The 17,789-nt window shown below is 64.4% G+C and carries 15 protein-coding genes and 1 pseudogene; 8 read left to right on the top strand and 8 right to left on the bottom strand.

Annotated elements, in window-relative coordinates:
• Positions 1-12 precede the first annotated feature (12 nt).
• Both AB0H76_RS35130 and AB0H76_RS35125 read left to right on the top strand, forming a co-directional pair.
• On the top strand, positions 13-375 hold the full coding sequence (locus tag AB0H76_RS35130; protein ID WP_357331387.1) for a VOC family protein: 363 nt from the start codon (positions 13-15) through the stop codon (positions 373-375).
• Between the two features lie 424 nt (positions 376-799).
• The gene (locus tag AB0H76_RS35125) at positions 800-2,281 is read left to right on the top strand and encodes an NAD(P)-binding protein (protein WP_357331386.1); all 1,482 of its coding nucleotides are present in this window, start codon (positions 800-802) and stop codon (positions 2,279-2,281) included.
• Positions 2,282-2,796: 515 nt separating this feature from the next.
• On the opposite strand, the gene AB0H76_RS35120 is transcribed toward AB0H76_RS35125, so the two are convergent.
• Entirely contained in the window at positions 2,797-3,261 is a 465-nt protein-coding gene (locus AB0H76_RS35120; RefSeq protein ID WP_357331385.1) for a MarR family transcriptional regulator, read from the bottom strand.
• A gap of 44 nt (positions 3,262-3,305) precedes the next feature.
• Between AB0H76_RS35120 and AB0H76_RS35115 the strand changes: the two genes are divergently transcribed.
• A complete protein-coding gene (locus tag AB0H76_RS35115) occupies positions 3,306-4,850 on the top strand; it encodes an FAD-dependent monooxygenase (protein WP_357331384.1) in 1,545 nt (514 codons plus the stop codon).
• A 139-nt stretch (positions 4,851-4,989) separates the two neighbouring features.
• Here AB0H76_RS35115 and AB0H76_RS35110 read toward each other — a convergent pair whose 3' ends face one another.
• Together AB0H76_RS35110 and AB0H76_RS35105 are read right to left on the bottom strand one after the other, a co-directional pair.
• Entirely contained in the window at positions 4,990-5,970 is a 981-nt protein-coding gene (locus tag AB0H76_RS35110) for a zinc-binding dehydrogenase (protein ID WP_357331383.1), read from the bottom strand.
• A 130-nt stretch (positions 5,971-6,100) separates the two neighbouring features.
• Positions 6,101-6,973, bottom strand: a complete 873-nt coding sequence (locus AB0H76_RS35105) for an NAD(P)H-binding protein (RefSeq protein ID WP_357331382.1) — start codon at positions 6,971-6,973, stop codon at positions 6,101-6,103.
• Positions 6,974-7,566: 593 nt separating this feature from the next.
• Here AB0H76_RS35105 and AB0H76_RS35100 point away from each other — a divergent pair.
• Together AB0H76_RS35100 and eccCb are read left to right on the top strand one after the other, a co-directional pair.
• Positions 7,567-7,926: a hypothetical protein gene (locus AB0H76_RS35100; RefSeq protein WP_357331381.1), complete on the top strand. Its 360-nt coding sequence runs from the start codon at positions 7,567-7,569 to the stop codon at positions 7,924-7,926.
• A gap of 103 nt (positions 7,927-8,029) precedes the next feature.
• A complete protein-coding gene (gene eccCb / locus AB0H76_RS35095; RefSeq protein WP_357331380.1) occupies positions 8,030-11,326 on the top strand; it encodes a type VII secretion protein EccCb in 3,297 nt (1,098 codons plus the stop codon).
• A gap of 411 nt (positions 11,327-11,737) precedes the next feature.
• On the opposite strand, the gene AB0H76_RS35090 is transcribed toward eccCb, so the two are convergent.
• Positions 11,738-12,067 (bottom strand): hypothetical protein, encoded by a 330-nt coding sequence (locus AB0H76_RS35090; protein WP_357331379.1) that lies wholly within the window; start codon positions 12,065-12,067, stop codon positions 11,738-11,740.
• Between the two features lie 9 nt (positions 12,068-12,076).
• On the bottom strand, positions 12,077-12,520 hold the full coding sequence (locus tag AB0H76_RS35085) for a VOC family protein (RefSeq protein ID WP_357331378.1): 444 nt from the start codon (positions 12,518-12,520) through the stop codon (positions 12,077-12,079).
• Positions 12,521-12,720: 200 nt separating this feature from the next.
• Here AB0H76_RS35085 and AB0H76_RS35080 point away from each other — a divergent pair, with 200 nt between their 5' ends.
• Positions 12,721-14,412 carry an SMI1/KNR4 family protein gene (locus AB0H76_RS35080; protein WP_357331377.1) on the top strand — a complete coding sequence of 564 codons (1,692 nt, stop codon included), beginning with the start codon at positions 12,721-12,723 and terminating at the stop codon, positions 14,410-14,412.
• Between the two features lie 94 nt (positions 14,413-14,506).
• Here the strand turns inward: AB0H76_RS35080 and AB0H76_RS35075 are convergent, their stop codons facing one another.
• Entirely contained in the window at positions 14,507-14,971 is a 465-nt protein-coding gene (locus AB0H76_RS35075; protein ID WP_357331376.1) for a DUF4189 domain-containing protein, read from the bottom strand.
• 357 nt (positions 14,972-15,328) lie between these two features.
• The gene (locus AB0H76_RS35070; RefSeq protein WP_357331375.1) at positions 15,329-15,958 is read right to left on the bottom strand and encodes a chloramphenicol phosphotransferase; all 630 of its coding nucleotides are present in this window, start codon (positions 15,956-15,958) and stop codon (positions 15,329-15,331) included.
• Positions 15,959-15,992: 34 nt separating this feature from the next.
• On the opposite strand from AB0H76_RS35070, the pseudogene AB0H76_RS35065 reads away from it, so the two are divergent.
• Positions 15,993-16,112: pseudogene (locus tag AB0H76_RS35065) on the top strand (decaprenyl-phosphate phosphoribosyltransferase); the annotation flags it as partial.
• Between the two features lie 164 nt (positions 16,113-16,276).
• On the opposite strand, the gene AB0H76_RS35060 reads toward AB0H76_RS35065, so the two are convergent.
• Positions 16,277-16,483: a hypothetical protein gene (locus tag AB0H76_RS35060; protein ID WP_357331374.1), complete on the bottom strand. Its 207-nt coding sequence runs from the start codon at positions 16,481-16,483 to the stop codon at positions 16,277-16,279.
• A gap of 267 nt (positions 16,484-16,750) precedes the next feature.
• Here AB0H76_RS35060 and AB0H76_RS35055 point away from each other — a divergent pair, with 267 nt between their 5' ends.
• Entirely contained in the window at positions 16,751-17,728 is a 978-nt protein-coding gene (locus AB0H76_RS35055; protein WP_357331373.1) for a hypothetical protein, read from the top strand.
• The last annotated feature ends 61 nt before the right edge of the window (positions 17,729-17,789 follow it).

Raw genomic sequence — 17,789 nt, 5'->3', positions numbered from 1 at the left:
GAGGAGTGGACGATGCCGATCGCCACACTGCGAGGCGTGACTCTGGACTGCGCCGATCCTCGGGCTCTGGCCCGGTTCTACCAGGAACTGACAGGCATGCAGCTCGGCTACGACGCTGACGAGTTCGTCACCCTGACCGATGGTTCGGGTTGCGACCTGGGCTTCCAACGGGTCGAGGGGTACCGGGCCCCGCGGTGGCCCGGTACGGATGTGCCGCAACAGTTGCACCTCGACCTGCGGGTCGAGGACCTCGACGCAGCGGAGAAGCTGGCGCTGGGGTTCGGCGCGACCAGGCCGGACTATCAGCCGGGCGGCGACCGGTGGCGGGTACTGCTGGATCCGGCCGGTCACCCGTTCTGCCTGGTCATCGGCTGATAGCAGGAGCGTCTTGCCACCGCACCCGCGGCGGTGAGCGCGTCGATCTGGGAATCGTCTTTCTGCCGGCGCGTGAAGACCCGCGCCTACCCGCACCGTGCCATGCCCGAGCTGTCCCACAACGGGCCGATATGTCTAATTCGTCCCGTAGATTTCGCACACGAGCTCTGGCCCAAAACACGATCCCGGCGACCTGCGGCTACGCGAAGACGAAGCGGCGGGGCCGGATCCGGGACAGACACCACGACGCACATGCGGGTCGCGGCCTCCGTTGGCACCGTGCTCGGCTAGGTCAGGAAGGGTCGTAGAAGACATGGCGCGAGCGTAGTTTTCCGGCGAAATCGGGTATCCACGTGGAGAAATGTCTTTCGGACCCCGGCGAGGGAGGTGGCACGGATACTGGGTGGGAGCTGGAGGAGGCGTCATGGATCTTCGGGCACCCGTGTGCGTGGTGGGCGCTGGACAGACTGGGATTCTCGTGGCGGCGAAGTTGCGGGAGTTGGGGTTCGAGCGGGTCGATGTTTTCGAGGCGCGGCCGCGGATCGGGGGTTACTGCGAGACCGCGACAGTCGCGGGTGAGGTGTACGACTTCCAGGCGCACCTGGTGATTCAGCAGGACTTCGGGGAGGGGTTCGCGGGGACGGCGATTCACGGATTGCTGGAGCGGCATCCGGTCGAGATGCAAACCGAGGCTTTGTATTTCGTGGGGCGATCGCGGTCGGGGAAGCCCCGGATGGGGGTGCCGCCACATTTCGTGCCGCTGTTCGCGGCCTCGACGCCGGAGCAGGTGGCGGATCAGATCGCCGAGGCGTGGACGATTATCGAAGGGGCGGTGCGGGATCGGCGCGGGCCGGGAATGAGCGGGCTGGCGTTCGACCGCCGGGCCGGGGAGACGTGGGAGACATATCGGGCTCGGCACGCACCGCTGGTGGGGGAAGTGCTGCAGGGGTTGACCCTATACGCGAACATGCGGCGGCCGCGGCAGCCGGCCGAGAGCGTCATCAATATCAATGCGCATATCTCCGGGCATGTCTCGCAGCTGGCGAAAATGATGCTGTCGGCATATCCGGGGCAGCGAGAGGCCTTGCTGAAACGCCTGCCTGACTCGCTTGTGGCACAGATGAATTCGACCGGGCCGGTCACTCTCAGCTTCCGGCGGGGTTTTATCGATCTCCTCCGGCGCATCGTCGAGGACAATCGAATAGAGGTGATGGTCGACGCTCCGGTGACGCGGATCGAGCCGCTCGGCGCGGAAGGTGTTCGCGTCGGTTATCGACGCGCCGGAGTGGCGTGCGCCGCGCTGTATTCCCAGGTGGTGGTCACGACGCGGCCCACACAGATTCGGGAGATGTTCCCGGGCGGGGAGATACGGGAGCTCTTCGACGAGCGGAACTGTCCGCGCGCCTGGACACGCAGTTATCTCATCCGGGTTGGCAGCGAGTTGATTGCGTTCCCTCATGGAGTCGATGACCCCGAACCGCTGGGGTTCTGGGTGATCGACCCGTACGGGAGCTACACCGACACCGATCCGGAGCAGGCCCTGCATCGGATCACCGCGGCCAATAAGCAGCACCCGGGGCCGTACTGGGTGTGCTTCAGCAATTCGGACAGATCGGTGTCCGACGCGCGCGCCTGGGAGCTGGCGAAGGAAAGCCTCTTCCTGTTCGAGGACCCGGAGCTGATCGCGGAGACCATTGCCGAATGGCCCGCGTATCCGAGCGCCGCGGCGATGGGCGAGGGGTGGCTCGACCGTGTGGAGGCCATGCAGGGACGCGATGGTATCTACTTCGCCGGGGAGATTTTGTCCGGACCGACCATCGAGTGCATCAGTTCCTTTGTGCAGGAGGCGATTCCGCAGTGGTTCGGCCTCGGGAACCCGCGTTTCCGAAATGCGCCGAGACGGTGAGCGCGCGGCAACATGCTACTTGCCGGAATCGGATCAATCAGCGCAGCAAGGCGTTTGGAGGACACCGGCGATCTTCACCGCTCGAGCATTCCCCTGCGGCTTCGGTATCGGCGAACTGCCGAACTGAGCACAGCCCGACCGGGACGCTTGCTGCCCTCGCCGCCCGGTAGTGCCGGGGCCCGCGCAGCTCGAACCGGGCGGCACCGGCTTGTGAAAGATCAACGCGCCGAAGACCTTTGGCGCCATCCGAATGCGCGCACATCGGCATGAGCGCGCACCGCTGGCGGCCGTACTGCGCTCTACCCGTTGATCTTCAGAGCTACCGCGCTGGCCGGTCCGGTCAGCGCGGTGTGCGGCATGAGCGGATACCTTCGTACCCGAACTCGGATGCTGGCCGGTTCGGCGCGGGTCGCGGCAGAAGGTACGTTATCGCCCCGAGGGCCGGCCGAGTGGTCAGTTTCCTACGGCCGGGCGTGGCCCCCATCCAAAGCACAGAAACATTCGATCGACCACCACTAGCTCGGCGGATCGACAACCTCGGACCCATCTCGTCTCCTGTCCAGATTGTCTCCGAGCCGAGTCAGCAGCAGCTTCAACGTCGATACCTCCGCGGCAGTGAATCCCGCGACAGCCCGCGCATCGAGATCCGCCAGGCGGTCGTGCGCATCGCTCATCCGCGCCTCGGCCGCGGGAGCCAGCTCGATCGTCTGACTGCGCGCATCACGCGGGTTGGGGGTGCGACGGATGAGCTCGTCACGATCCATGCGGGCGAGCAGCTGAGCCATCGAGGGCTGCTCGATACCGGTGGCCTCGGCCAGCTCCTTCTGCGTCAGCCCCACGCCCTCGTTCAGCAGCGCGATCACCGGCACCTGGGCGTAGCGCAGGCCGAGCGGCTTGAGTGCGGTATCGGCATCGCGAGCGAGCGCCCGAGCGGCGCGGTTGATCAGCTGGGCCAGGCTCGGCGTGGTGAGAGGCGTCATATCTTCCTTTACATAGGAGCCTATCTAGTGTTGCATAGGATCCTATGAACAATAACCCTTCGAACGAGAGAGCCCAAGTCGTCATCGCCGGGGCCGGTCCGACCGGCCTCATGCTGGCCGCCGAACTGCGCCTGGGCGGCGTGGATGTCCTCGTGGTCGAACGACGCGAATCCGGCACCGTCGGCGAGTCCCGGGCACCCGGCATCAACGCCCGCAGCGTGGAGATACTCACCCAGCGCGGACTCGCCCCCGAATTCCTCAGCCTCGGCAAGGTGATGCCCGGCGTGCTGTTCTCCGGAATCCCCATGGCCCCACAAGATCTCGATCCCGACTGGCCCTCGGCGCTGATCCTGCCTCAGCATCAGACCGAACGGATCCTCACCAACCACGCCGTCGAACTGGGTGCCCGATTCGCATGGTCCACCAGCGTGGTCGACCTGCACCAAGACGAGCACGGCGTCGAGGTGCGAGTGGACGGACCATCCGGGCCGCACACCATCCACGCGGAATACCTCGTCGGCGCCGACGGCGGGCACAGCGCGGTTCGACGGCTCTGCGATGCCCCGTTCCCCGGCGACGAGCCGGTCTCGTGGTGGGTGGTCGGCGACGTGGCCCTCGATTCCCCACCCGACGGGCGCGGCGTCTTCGGCCGCAACGAGAAAATCGGCACCTACCAGATCTCCCGCGCCGAACCCGGCTGGTTCCGCCTCAGCATGATGCGCGCCACCCCGCCCGTCGACCGCACCGCCCCGGTCACCCTCGGCGAACTCCGCGAAGTCATGCTCGACGGACTGGGCACCGACTACGGACTGAGCGGAGCACGGTGGATGTCGCGCTTCTCCGACGGCTTCCGCCAAATCACCGACTACCGGCACGGGCGAGTCTTCCTGGCCGGCGATGCTGGGCACACCCACTCCCCGATCGGCGGACAAGGCCTGAACCTCGGTATCCAGGACGCGCTCAACCTCGGCTGGAAACTGGCCGCCGTGCTCAACAGCGGCGCACCCGAGACCCTGCTCGATACCTATCACCAGGAACGGCATCCGATCGCGGCCACCGTGCTGCAACTGACCAAAGCTCAAACAGCACTGATCAAGCCCGGCGCACAGAACGATGCCCTGCGCGCGGTGGTGACCGACATGCTCGCCGTGCCCGAGACCTGCCTGCACCTGAGCGGGATCCTCAGTGGACTGAACCTGCGCTACCCACTCGGCGGAGGTCACCCGCTGATCGGGCGGCGGATGCCGAACCTGACAGTGGCCACCGACCAGCACACTACGCAGGTGTTCGACCTACTGCGCCCGGCGCGGCCGCTGCTGATCAACCTCGGCTCCGACAGGCTGACCGGAGTCCCGGCCGCGTGGGCCGATCGCGTGGACTACCTCGAGGCCCGGCTCGACCCCGCCTTCACTACGAGCTGGAACCTGCCGGTCTACGGTGAAATCCCTTCGTGTGACGCGGTATTCGTCCGGCCCGACGGCTACGTCGCCTGGGTCGACCCGACGGATGCGCCCTGCACCGACCGCAGCCTGACAGAGGCGCTCGAGCACTGGTTGGGTGCAGCGGCAAATCTTTCGCGGCAGCACTAGCCGCCAATCGGCGGATGCGGCTGGGCGCACGGTCAGCGCAGCATCCAGACCACGGTGCCCGGGTGTACGGCGGCGAGTCCCCGCAAGTCGCTGCTATGGGGGTATCGCGGGCGCACCGCTCGCTGGCCTCGCCGCAGCATCACCCGCGCCCGACCGCCAGCACCAATTTGCCGGTGGTCGAACCGGACTCGATGCGCCGATGAGCGGTGGCCGCCTGCGCGAGCGGCAACTTTTCGACCGGCACGGTGAGCTCACCGTGGGCCGCGGCGTGCACCGCCCGGCGCAGCGCCGCTCCGGCCTCGCGGGGGTAGGCGGAGGAGAAGGCGGCGAGGTTGAACCCGGAGACCGTCTTGTTGCTGAACCACAGCTCGTTCGCGGCGATTCCGACGTCGGGCGCGCCGGAGGCATTGCCCATCACGATCAGCCGGCCCATGGGCGCCAGCAGGTCCAGGCTGGCTTGGCGCGCCGGTCCACCGACCATGTCGACCACGATGTCGAACTCGCCGATCCCCCGCAGATCCTCGCGCAGCACGACCTCGTCATAACCGAAGGACTTCGCGGTCTCGATCTTGGCGGCGCTGCCCACGGTGCCCACGACCCGGCCCGCGCCCAGCAGTCGCGCGACCTGGCCGAGTTGGCTGCCGACACCGCCGGCCGCCGCGTGCACCAGCACCCGCTGCCCCGGTTCGATACGGGCGACCCGGTCCAGGACCAGGAACGCGGTGGTGCTGTTGGACGGTAGCGCCGCGGCGGTCGCCAGATCGAGGTCGTAGGGGTCGAGCGGAGCCACCAACTCGGCGCTGGTCACGGTCACCTCGGCGTAGCCGCCGCCCTCGACGATCGACAATGCGGCCACCGCCTGCCCGACCGTCAGATCGGTGACACCGGCGCCGAGCGCCTGAATCCGGCCCGCCACTTCGATTCCCGGCACGAACGGCAGCGCTACTGGCGCGACACCCTGCCGATAGAGGACTTCGGCGAAGTTCGCACCGGCATAAGCGACATCGATCGCGACCTGCCCCGGTCCGGGTTGCGGCACGCTGAGCCGGTCGGCGCGCAGCACTTCGGCGCCACCGAAACGCGGGATGACCACGGCATTCATGTAATCGGTATTTGTCATGACACCTACTCTGGCCGTCCGCGATCCAACGAGGCAGTGCGTGTCGATGGTGGGTGTGTCACCACCAGGATCGTTCGCAGGTCGATGCTCGAGAGAATTCGCCGACGAAGTAGCCGCTGACCACCAGTGCTCAGGCGCCGAAGTCGGCGCGGTGGTCGGTGGCCCACTCGGCCAGGGCGCGTCCGGGCTTGCCGGTCACGGTGGTGACGGGACGTACCCGGTCGGGTGCGGTGAGGGTGTCGCTCCAGTAGTCGAGCAGCATCTCCATGATCGGCTGGGGGATGAATTGCGCGGTCTCGGAACGGAATTCGTCGGCGGTGATTTCGGTCAGCGGGATCTGCCGGGCGAGTGCGGCGGCGAGCGTGGCGACCTGCTCGGTGCGGGTGAGCGCTTGCGGGCCGGTGATCGGAATGATCTGCCCGATGTGGTCGTCGGACAGCAGGATCTCGGCGGCGGCCTCGGCGACGTCGTATTCGTGGATCGGCGCTTGCGCGGATGCCAGGTACGGCGCCCGGATGGGTGCGCCCGAGCTGATCTGCCACCGCCATTCGAGCAGGTTCCCGGCGAAAGTGCCGGGGCGCAGGATCGTCCACGCGTCGGTGCGATCAGTGACGGCCGTTTCGATGGCACTGTGATGGAGTTGGCTTGCCGAGCCACGGTCACGGGGAAATTCCATCGCCGCGGCCAGCGAGGACAGGACCGTGAAGCGGTGCACGCCGGCGGCGAGGGCCGCGTCGAGGAAGACCTCGATGCCGCGTGCCGGGAAGATGAAGGCGCGATCGACGCCCTGGAACACCTGCGGGCCGAGCGTCGCGGCGTCGGCGAGATCTCCCCCGACGACTTCGGCCGCCTCGGGCAGGTTCGCGTCCTCGGGTTTGCGGGTCAGCGCGCGGACTGCGGCGCCGCGGGCGAGGAGGGTAGAGACGAGGTGGCGGCCGACGGCGCCGGTCGCGCCGGTGACGAGAACGGTCGGGTGGGAAGGGCGAATCTCTGTGCTGCTCATGAGTTGAATACTTCGGGTAAAGCCGGTTTCTTCGCATCACGAGAACTCGTTATTTCTGCGGCGGCGACATCAATGAGGCCGTCTTGCTCACCCCGGCCGACAGCTGCGGCGTGGCCGCTTCGCTCAGCGCGCAGCGGCAGATGTGGGCGTTCCCCCGACCCACGGGCTGCGGCCGTAGCGCGCCCTGGCCGACACGCTCAACCTACCGGCCCGGGAAACCTTGAGCCTGGCCGTGGGGCTATGTCAGTGCCCCCGTTTGGGCAAGTGTTTCGCAAGCAGTTGACCGACGATTGATTCCTGCATGATCCTTTGCCGCTACTGGGGAAGCCGGATGCCACGCTGCGATCCGCCATCGATGCCGCGACGGAGAGCGCGCCATGATCGATCGCACGTCGCCATCCCTCCCGGGTCTAGACCTGGCCGTGGCCGGCTGATTGCATCTCCCCCGCGTCGAAATCGCCTCATTCCGTTGCCGTTTCGTCGCGCTGGGGTGTATCTCTAATTCGGAGTGCATGATTGTAGGCAAGGCTCGGACAGCGAGCGATGGGGTTCGGGGGGTCGGCCAGTACCTCCTAACGAGAAGGAGCTGGGATTTGGACGTATTGGTTGCAGTTGATGGTCGCGACCGGGATCACTTGGTGGCTTTGAACGAATGGCTCAACGCGGAGGACCAACTACGCGGCCGGATCCGACCCGTCTCGCAGCCGATCCAAGAGAACGAGCTGGGCACGGTCGCAGACGCTTTGACAGTAGCTCTGGCCACGGGAGGCGCGGGCTCGGTCTTGGCTTCATCCTTGATCACATGGTTGAAGACCCGTCAGACTTCAGCGAAGGTCACGGTCAAATCTGGTCGGCGCTCAGTGACGTTGGACATCCAAACTATCGAGGATGTCGAGCCTCTGTTGCGGCAGCTCCTGCTCGGCGAGGCCTCCGGGTCCGGTGATGAAGGCTGAACAGGGGATCCCACCCGGGTCGCGCGCAATTTTGATCGGCGTCTCTGCTTACGAGCACTCCGACTTCCCGGCGATTCCAGCAGCCCGAAACAGTTTGCGCGCCATGGAGAAGCTGCTATCAGATCCGCGTCTGTGCGGTTGGGATCCCGAGCAGATAACTACAATCGCCGATCCGTTGTCCGTTCCGGATTTGGCGGGCCAGATCAGCGACCTTGCCGAGGCATGCACAGGGGTGTTTCTGTTGTACTACGTCGGGCACGGCGTCCTCAGCTCACGCGGGGAGCTCTGCCTGACAGTGACTACCACTCGTCCCAACAGGCCGAAGATCACCGGTATACCGTGGGATGTACTCGCTGAAGCGTTCCGGACGAGTCCTGGGACAATCCGGATTGCGATTCTGGACTGCTGTTTCGCTGGCCAAGCAATCGAGGCCTTGACCAGCGCCGATGGTCTTGCACTTTCAGATCTGACCCATGTGCAGGGGGTCTACACGCTGACAGCGACTACACGTAATAACACTGCACATGTTCCGGCGCTCGATCTACAGGAAACATCATGCACGTCATTTACCGGAGCGCTACATGACTTGGTCCGTAACGGCATCTCAGGCGGACCCCGGCTACTGACCTTTGCCGATATCTATCCCAAGCTGCGCGCCCAGTTACAGATCAAAGGGTTGCCCCAGCCGAATCAGCGTGGGACTGACACTGCAATCCGGTTCCCCTTCGCCGTGAATCACGCTGTCGGCGCTGGGGACCGAACGGGTCCGCCGGTTGCCGTGCCATGGAGCGACTTGCTTGGCATCGCTGACATAGCGGCCTTCGAGCCGGCAGCAGCTTGGCGACGACATGAGGGGCGTGACCGGCTACGTATACCTTTTGGCGTCAGTGCCGATGGTCGGTCTGTCGAGTTGGACCTCAAGGAAGCTGCCGAGAATGGCGCTGGCCCACACGGTTTGTGTATCGGCACAACTGGTTCCGGCAAATCAGAGTTTTTGCGCACTCTGATACTGGGGTTGCTGGCAACTCACTCGCCCGAGCAGCTCAATCTAGTCCTGATCGACTTCAAGGGCGGTGCGACATTCCTTGAGTTCGAAGGAGCCCAGCACATTGCGGCCGTCATCACCAACTTGGAGGTCGAGGCTGTGCTCGTCGACCGCATGCGCGACGCGCTGGCAGGTGAACTACAGCGGCGCCAGGAACTCCTGCGCGCGGCCGGACCTGTCGCCAACATCTCGCAGTATGAGAAGATGCGGGCAGCCGGTGCCTCATTCATTCCTCTCCCAGCCTTGTTTGTCGTTGTCGATGAGTTCTCCGAACTGCTGAATCAGCAACCTCACCTGATCGGTCTCTTCGAGTCGATCAGCCGACTCGGCCGTTCACTGGGCATTCATCTGCTGCTATCCGCACACCGGCTAGAAGAGAACACACTCAGAGATATAATCGGCAATCTTTCTTACCGAATCTGCCTTAAACCCTTCTCTACCAACGAATTCCGCGAAGTTCTCGGCCTTACGGAAACCTATGACCTGCCCATCAGGCCTGGTGAGGGCTACCTGAGGTCAGGCAGCGGGGAAGTTGTGCGATTCCAGGCATCGTACGTTTCCGGGCCAAGTGGCCAAAGCGACTCGGGTGACCCGCCCGATTTCAGCGTCTCTACCCTCCAGCAGATGATCGCCCAAATCCGCGGTCATGGACGTCCGGCGCACGAGATCTGGTTGCCTCCGTTGGCCGAGGCTCCAACGCTGGATCAGCTTATTCCCAGGGTTCCGGGTGGATTTCAGCCCGCAGCGGGCGCATTGACGGCGCCGATCGGGGTGGTCGATTTACCCTACTATCAGCGCCGGGGCGCCTTGTGGGTCGACCTGTCTGGCCCTGGGGGAAATGTCGCCATTGCCGGTGGTCCGCAATCAGGAAAGTCGACTGCTCTGTGCACGCTGATCATGGCAATGTCGCTCGTGAACACTTCGGAGCAGGTGCAGTTCTATTGCCTTGACTTCGGGGGCGGCGCATTAAATGCTCTGGCAAATTTACCGCATGTCGGGTCGGTGTGCGGACGCCAATCTATAGACACCGCGCGGCGCACAGTTGCGAAACTTACAGACCTCATACGAAAGCGGGAGATCCACTTCGCCGAGTTCGGCATTGAGTCGATCGCCGAGTTCCGGCGTCTGCGTCAGCAGAATCCCGATGGCGCCGCCGCCACCGCAGCACACGCAGACCCTTTCGGCGATGCATTTCTGGTGGTCGACGGATTCGGCGTGATCGGTTCAGACTTCGATGATTTCCTACGATCCTCGATTGTCGACCTCGCGGCCCGCGGATTGTCCTACGGCGTACATGTCATTGTTACATTCTCACGTTGGAGCAACATACCTGTCGCACTAGCTGATCAGATCAGCACGAGATTAGAATTGAGGCTCGGCGATCCGATGGAGTCTGTCTTCGATCGCGAAGTAGCCGCGCGCGTCCCACAGGAAAGTCCCGGCCGAGGCATGACTCCGGCAGGCCAGCATATGCTCATCGGGCTGCCCCGCATCGACGGCAAGAGCGATTCCGACGGTATGCACCGAGCAATAGCCGACGCCGTTGCGTTCGTCGTCCAGACCAACAGCGGCCGAGAGGCGCCCCCTGTACGAGTGCTGCCAACCCGGCTTCAACGGAGCCAGCTCTTGTCGATGGCCAACGACTGGCCCTCGCTAGTCGATCGAACCTATAGTAATTTACGAATCCCAGTTGGCATTACAGAATCCGAGCTGGAGCCGATATATCTGGACTTTGCCAAGAGTCCGCATCTGATGATCGTGGGCGATGCCGAATCAGGCAAAACGACACTGTTGCGAAACATCATCAACAGCGTTGCCGCAGCAAATACGACCGACAATGTTCGATTCATCGTGGCAGATTGCCGCCACAGCCTGCTGGGCGAAGTTCCCCAAGGATTTCTTGCCGGGTATGGCTCAACTATGTCTCAGATAAAGCAAAATATGGTCGACCTCGCCGAGTATATCGGCAAACGTTCACCTCCGCATGACGTCTCACCTCAGCAATTGCGAACGCGATCCTGGCGTACCGGTCCCGAACTCTTCGTCATAGTCGACGACCACGACCTCGTCGCTGCCGCCAGCAACCCGTTGGAACCGTTACTCGACTACCTGCCGCTCGCACCGGCTCTCGGCTTTCATCTAATCGTGGCCAGACGCACCACCGGTGCGGCCATGGCGATGACCTCGGACTCCATACTCTTACGGTTGCGTGCACTTGGCACGTCTGCGCTGGTTCTCAGCTGTAGCCGGCACGAGCCAATTCCCCTCGGCGATTTCGAGCCCCGTTACCTCCGGCCTGGTCAGGGCCATTTCGTCACCAGAAACGATGAGCAGTTTGTCCAATTGGCCGAGTAGCTGACCTCGCTACGATCGCTGCCCTGATAGTCAGCCGATCCTGGCTCGCGCCTAATTTTGAGCGAATCCGCTGAAAAATGCGTGAGTGATCGAAAGCGAGAGTGGAGGGTAGTCATGCAAGGAAGCCCACTCGATCAGCACAGGCACGGCAGACCGGGAACCGGTGGCTAGGTCCGCTGGTCAGTATCGCACCGAGGTCCTCCGACATCGCGATGCGTCGCCGCACCGCCCTGGGTCGGGTGCTAGCTGGCACTTGAGCCAACTTAGCGCCTGCCGTGTTGATTGCTCCATGAGGCCGGAAGCTCCGACACGGATTGCACCGAAATCGGCATGAGCGCGCAGTGCCGACGCCGCAGCTCTCAGGACCACGCGACCGCGGCACCAGCGGCTGCGGTCATCCGCCTGAATCACTCAGGCCGGCAGGGTATCCCCTGGGAAGCCGTGGCACGGATGCACCTCGCAGCGCAGCATCCCGGCCTGCACGCAGGGGTCCGCGGCCATGATCTCCGCCGCCTGCTCGGCCGACACGGTCATGATTGCCCCACCGGCCACGGTGTCGGAGGCAACCGGGCAGAGGACCGCGATCACGCCTTCGGCGCACGACGACACCATGCGTCGCTGATGCTCGAGTTCGACGCCGTCCATCGCCCGCTCCGGGCCCCAGTGCAGCAAGGCCACGCTATAGGGCTTGGCAGTCGCGGCCAGTGTCCGGATCTGTTCGTCGGTCACCGTCGTGCTCATGATGTCTTCTCAGCCCTGGATGCGCTCCGCCAGTGAAACGATGATTCCCTCGGGTCCGCGGATATAGGCCATCCGCCACACGCCTTCGTACTCGCCGATTCCGCCCACCAGGCCGTAGCCGTCGGCTGCCGCGCTGTCGACCGCGGACTGCAGGTCCGTCACTTCGAACGCGACGTTGCGCAGCCCCAGTTCGTTGGGCGGTGCGTCGGACGAACCCGGAAGATGCTCTGGGCGTGTGAAACTCGACAACTCCAGGGTTGTGCCGCTGCCGGGCAGGCGCAGCATGACGATCTCGGTGGCGGCCCCCGTCATGCCGATGACGGTGTCCAGGAATTCGCCTTCGACGGCCATCTTCTGATCGGCCTCCAGGCCAAGGCCGACGAAAAACGCCGTGACGGTGTCGAGATCGGCAACGGTGATGCCGACGTGGTCGAAACGCTGCGCGAAACCCATTGATTGCCTCCCGTCTTAGTGGTGCATCTGGGCGGTGCTGGCGCTCACCGTAATTGGCCTCAGCGCATCGATCAAGGAAGGCGCCAGGTTGTTAGGCAATGCGTTCTGGATCGGCGGGCTAGTACCAGCGGCAGGTGAGCACGACCGGCCGTGGCCTCCGAGCAAGCACTGGTGTCAGAGGTAGATGTGATGATCGGACGATGCTCGTTAGCGTTATCGAAGAATCCCTGCGACGGATCGATTCATGGCTCGCCGCGCACGCGCCGCGCACCTTCTCGTCTTTGCGCCCACCCGCATCGCAAGAGGCCATCAGCGCCGCAGCTACCGAGCTGGGGGTGGAGTTCCCCGCGGATCTGGTCGCGTACCTGCGCCACCACGACGGAGTCTCGCCCGGGGAGCGGGGTTTCGTCTCCCCCGAGGAGGGCGGTTTCAGCTTCCCCGGTTTCGAGCCCTACACCCTCGCCCAGATCCTCTCCGCGGGCCTAAGCCGACAGGAATCGTGGTCCCGGTACGAAGATGACCCACTGATGGAGGGTTTCTGGCACCACGATTTCGTACCCTTCGCCCGCAATATCAGTGCGGACGGGCTATTCGTGGACTGCCGCCGAGGCGAATCGTTCGGCGCGGTGGGCCGGCAGCGCGAAGCCGATACCGTGAGCTTCGGGAACTGGGGCAGCCTCGCAGCTTTCCTGGGACAGATAGCCGACTCCCTCGAGGGCGGAACCGTCATCACAGTGGGGCTATCGTATGTCCCTGTCGTCGACGACGGAATGCTGCTGTGGGAGCACGCACCCGAGGCGCCAACCGAGCCTCGGTCCCTGTTCGACCTCGCACTCACCGACCCAATCATCGAGCCGTCTCGGACGACTTCGGACACCACACCGAACAAGACCTGGCCCAGCGGTTATGACAATTTCTGCCTGACCTTCGCCCAGGACTTGGACGAGACCGAATTCCTCCGCCGATTCGGCGCGCTACCCCAGACCCGGCGCCCACGGTGGCGGGAGCAGGCCGCCACAATGCCAGACCAGCCGCAGAACCCTCGCGTGCTGCTGCCGGTGGTCCGCGTGGGAACCCACGGCGGTTGGGCGTTCGGCATCGAGGAAGGTCGTCATCGCTTCGAGGGCACACGCGACGAAGTGCTGCGCCGTGTTTCCGGTGGCACCCGCGCGGTGTCCGTCGCCTATTGGGACAACGGCACGACCTCGGTGTCGCTTTTCGACAACGGCGAACTGGTGACGAAATACGACACCCGACAGCCCGCCCCTCACTGCGCAAGCGACCCGTTCGAAGTCTTCCCCGGTCTGCCGACGCCCGTTGCGGAACCCACGCCCGAGCAGTCGCAGGAACTGCTGCTGGCGGTGTGTGAGACGGTCGCTCAGGGCTGTGGCATCCCGCTGCCACCGCCCGGCCTGGAGGGGGAACTCGACAGCGCACGGATCCTTCCCCTGCTCCCGGACAACAACTTCGGGTACCCGCAGGACAACTTCAAGACACCTGTGCCTGAGCGGTTTGTCTCCCTCGTCGAGGCCGCGACGCCCGAGCGCCTGCGCCGCGTGCTCGCCACGCAGATGTCGTCGCTGGCCGCAGAGACCGGACTCGATACCTATGACGAGGTCACTGCCGCGCTGTCGCTGCTGAACGAGGAGGATCACCCCGGCGTTATCGACGATTCCGCTCTTGATCTGCGGCTGCGCCGAGTGCATGCCGAGTCCCTGGTGATCTTCGCCGAATGGAAGGACAGGTCCGTCTGGCAGGACCGCGCCATGGCCGCTCGCGCCCTGGCCGAGGCGCTCAACCTGTCGGCCCGGGAAGCCCTGGGCTTGGTCGTGGGACTGCGTCAGAGTCCCCATTGGCGGCGGGAGTTTCGCAAGCAGTTGACCGACGACTGATTTCTGCATGCGTTTAGCCGGCACGACGAGCGCAGGTCGCGGCATGACCGGACGGGGCCCGGCAGACCAACCGCCTGCCGGGCAGATCTCCGAATTACACGTTGGCCGTGCAGATCACCTCGGTGACCCCGGTGTTCGACCAGTCCGCGGAACCGACATTGGCCAGCAGCGCCCGCGGGTAGGCGCTGCCCAGACTCGCGTGGGCGGCGAACAGCGCGGCCGAGCGGTCCGGTCCCGCACCGGTGCCGACACCGTAGAAATTGTCGTCGTTGTCGATGTAGATCAACGCGCCACAGCCGTCGGCCCAAGTCACCAAGACAGCGCAATCCGAAGCGCCATCCCAGGCACAGTTGCCGAGAGCCTCGGTGATCGCCTCCTCGGCACTCACCGCGTCGACGCTGCTCCCGTAATACCACTGCTGCTCGCTGAAAGCGATCGCGCCGAACAGGCCTGAGCCGTTCGCCTCGACCGCGCTCGCCGCACCAGCCCCGATCACCGATCCGGCCGCAAGGCCCACCGCCGTCAGTGCGACAACAGCCTTGCCCATGAACTTCTTCAAGTATTTTCCTCCGTGCACAATTCAGATCGAACTGAGAAATCATCGTTGATCGTGGCCGGATTTATCCAACCGGCCCGAAATATCACAGTCCGCTCAACCGGCTATGAACGCCGCCTCGCTACTCACCGCGGAGGACTGTCTCGGTCGGATCGGAGCCGCGGAACGTCCCGGCCTAGAGCGACCCAGGGTTTACGCCGCTCCGATGCGTATTAGGGATCTGTTCGAGAGGCTTAAGGGAGTCCGCAACTTCTGCCGACTCCCTCCGGACTCGGCCCGGCTCGAACGGGCGGCTACCCTCTCCACACTGCGGGCGCGATCAACCAAAGCCAGCGCGCCTTAGGCGAGACAGCAACGACACTAATCTCCGGGTCGGAGCGCATCGGTCACCGGATCGGCAGTCGGTTGTCGTCCCAGTACGACACGGGCGAGTTGAGCGGGTGTCCCGGTGGTCGTGTCGACGATCGTGTCGTAGCGATAGCCGTGATCGTGCACCGTGCGGAAATGGCCCCGGGCCAACCCGATTGTTCTGCCACGAACCATTTCTCGCTGCTCGGCAACATCCAACGGACAAGTGACGGCTACCAGCTGAACGTCCAGCCCTGCGAGCGCGTCCATCCACATCGGCAACAGGTCCGAAGCCAGGAGCATTTCGTCGATGACCAAATGATCGCCGCCACGGGCGAACTCGGCAGCCGCAGCGCATGCCGACCGCAGCATCCGATACCCGATGCGGCCGTAGCGGACGACCATCGACGGGTGGCCATCCGCGTCGTGACCTGTCCGGTCATACCAAAATCCGTCGCGACTGAGCGGGCCATCGCGTCCACCACCCCAACTCGGCGGAACCAGACCGAACAACGTGTCGATCCCCCAGTAGACAAACGGGACGTCGCTCTCCTCCTGGATAGCCCGGGCCAACGTGGTCTTGCCCGCGCTCGATGTGCCATTGAGGAAGATGACCCGACGAGGGAGTTCGACGCTCGGCATTCATCCACGCTATTCGGCGGGCCGTGTGGATTTTCTGCTGTCCGGCTTCGTGTTGCGCACGGTCGCCGGCGGTGCGGCGGCGAATATTTTTCTGTCGCAATGGTTTCTGTTGATCGCGGCCCGTGGTTGGTTATTCATGGCCGCGAGCAGACGCTCGCAGTTGTTAGCCGTGGCGTGTCTGGCAGCAGCCGGAGTGGCTGTCTATCTCACCTGAGCAGACACACTCGCGGCTCAGCGACAAGCCCTCCGGCCGCCGGTCTAGCGTCAGTTGACCGCGTCCGAGACAAAGAATAGCTCTGCACTGGCTGGGCTTTGCCTTCACTTACAGCACTGGTAGGCGCTCGAGGTGATCGTGTACGGCTCGCCCGGCGCCGACGGTGTGGGCGTGGGTTGTGTGAACACGTCCGGAGGGCACGGCACCTGGTCGCAGGAATCCAATACTTCCGGATGCTCGAACAACCATGTCACTCCCCATAACAGGGCCGCCAGCAACAGCACCGACGTGAACATAATCTTGAACTTCACCCGTTCATGCTAGAGGAGAAGCCCCGTACGGTACCCCAGCGAGCTGATCGAACGGCACGCTCCATCTACAAAGAAGCCAAGGGCCGCAACAACATACAACTACTCCCCTGCACCGCGCACGGCAAGACCAGACATGCGATCTCCCCACCTTCCTGCAGCAGCATATGGATACGTTCGCGCTTCGGGCCCGCCGCGAAACATCGGCCAGATACGTTGGACACCATGCTGATCCCTTGAGGTGAACCCAGTTCTACACGGTGAGCTCTGTTGGATCTCAGCTTCAAATGTTCAGGGCGCTATGCGATCACGCCGAAAGAAACCAGAGGAAGGGCACGGTTGCCCATGAACGAGGCGTCAAGTCCCACCGCCGCACCCGATGACGCCGACGAAGCACTGACCCGGCTTGTCACCGACCTCGCCGAGCAGTTGGGAGGGCAGCCCTCGCTCGCCGAATTGCTGGAGGTCCTGGGTTGGTCGATACCCCCCGATGACAATATCGGGACGGGCAGTTTCCCGGTGCCGCTGAAGTTGAGGGCGAAGGTGCAGGGCAGTCGGCGGTACGAAAGCGAACGACCCTCCCGGACCTGCGAGCTCAACGACTCGGCGTTCGTGGACGCCTCGGCCTTCCTGCTCCTGCTGGCCGAGCAAGCGGCCGCCCGGACCGGCGAGCCGGTCTCCCCGACCATGCTCGTCGCCGGTATTGCCGCAGCGCTCGAGACCTCGGGAATCCGCCTTGCCGATATCGCGGCCGACGAGGTGGTCGGCCTCGAAGCCGATGCGCCCCAACGCAAACCGAAGGTGCGGCCAGGTGACGTACTGGCCATTCCGGCCGCTGCGGGCGGATATCACCTGGCGTCGGTCGTGGACCGCAACCATTTCGGGACAGCGCTCGGGCTGCTGCGCGGCACAGCCGTCTTCCCGACGCTCGGCGGCGAAACGCCAGTAGTGCTGCGGCGGCACTGTTTCCACACCGACGACGAGCAAGTCGCCGCGGGCGTCTGGAAGATCGTCGGCCACGACGAGAGTCTGCGGGAGCTGTTTCCCTGTCCATCGGAGATCTATCACGGGACCGATCTCCGATGGCCGGACGTTGATCTCGGTGAGTTCGGGGCGGCCGAGTCGGCGCAGGGTGAGTTGCGGCTGATCACCGAGGATGAGGCGCGTGAGGTGGGGCTGATCGACGGTTCCTACCGCCAGTCGCTGTTGAGCGAGCATCTGCAGCAGGCCCTCGACGACGGGGCATAGCGGGGTTATCGACCCTGCCGGAGACCCGTTCCGATCAAGGTCGCGGACGTAGCGCCTTGTG

The sequence above is a fragment of the Nocardia sp. NPDC050712 genome (assembly GCF_040654295.1).
GTDB lineage: Bacteria > Actinomycetota > Actinomycetes > Mycobacteriales > Mycobacteriaceae > Nocardia.
Note: the sequence above shows the minus strand (reverse complement) of the source record. Positions and strands in the feature narration are given on the sequence as shown.

Excerpts from the sequence above, each read along its gene's own strand:
- eccCb (WP_357331380.1), top strand. The coding sequence starts at position 8,030 with ATGGAGAAGCTGCTATCAGATCCGCGTCTGTGCGGTTGGGATCCCGAG.
- AB0H76_RS35130 (WP_357331387.1), top strand. The coding sequence starts at position 13 with ATGCCGATCGCCACACTGCGAGGCGTGACTCTGGACTGCGCCGATCCT.
- AB0H76_RS35125 (WP_357331386.1), top strand. The coding sequence starts at position 800 with ATGGATCTTCGGGCACCCGTGTGCGTGGTGGGCGCTGGACAGACTGGG.
- AB0H76_RS35090 (WP_357331379.1), bottom strand. The coding sequence starts at position 12,067 with ATGAGCACGACGGTGACCGACGAACAGATCCGGACACTGGCCGCGACT.
- AB0H76_RS35070 (WP_357331375.1), bottom strand. The coding sequence starts at position 15,958 with ATGCCGAGCGTCGAACTCCCTCGTCGGGTCATCTTCCTCAATGGCACA.
- AB0H76_RS35080 (WP_357331377.1), top strand. The coding sequence starts at position 12,721 with ATGCTCGTTAGCGTTATCGAAGAATCCCTGCGACGGATCGATTCATGG.
- AB0H76_RS35115 (WP_357331384.1), top strand. The coding sequence starts at position 3,306 with ATGAACAATAACCCTTCGAACGAGAGAGCCCAAGTCGTCATCGCCGGG.
- AB0H76_RS35120 (WP_357331385.1), bottom strand. The coding sequence starts at position 3,261 with ATGACGCCTCTCACCACGCCGAGCCTGGCCCAGCTGATCAACCGCGCC.
- AB0H76_RS35110 (WP_357331383.1), bottom strand. The coding sequence starts at position 5,970 with ATGACAAATACCGATTACATGAATGCCGTGGTCATCCCGCGTTTCGGT.
- AB0H76_RS35085 (WP_357331378.1), bottom strand. The coding sequence starts at position 12,520 with ATGGGTTTCGCGCAGCGTTTCGACCACGTCGGCATCACCGTTGCCGAT.
- AB0H76_RS35105 (WP_357331382.1), bottom strand. The coding sequence starts at position 6,973 with ATGAGCAGCACAGAGATTCGCCCTTCCCACCCGACCGTTCTCGTCACC.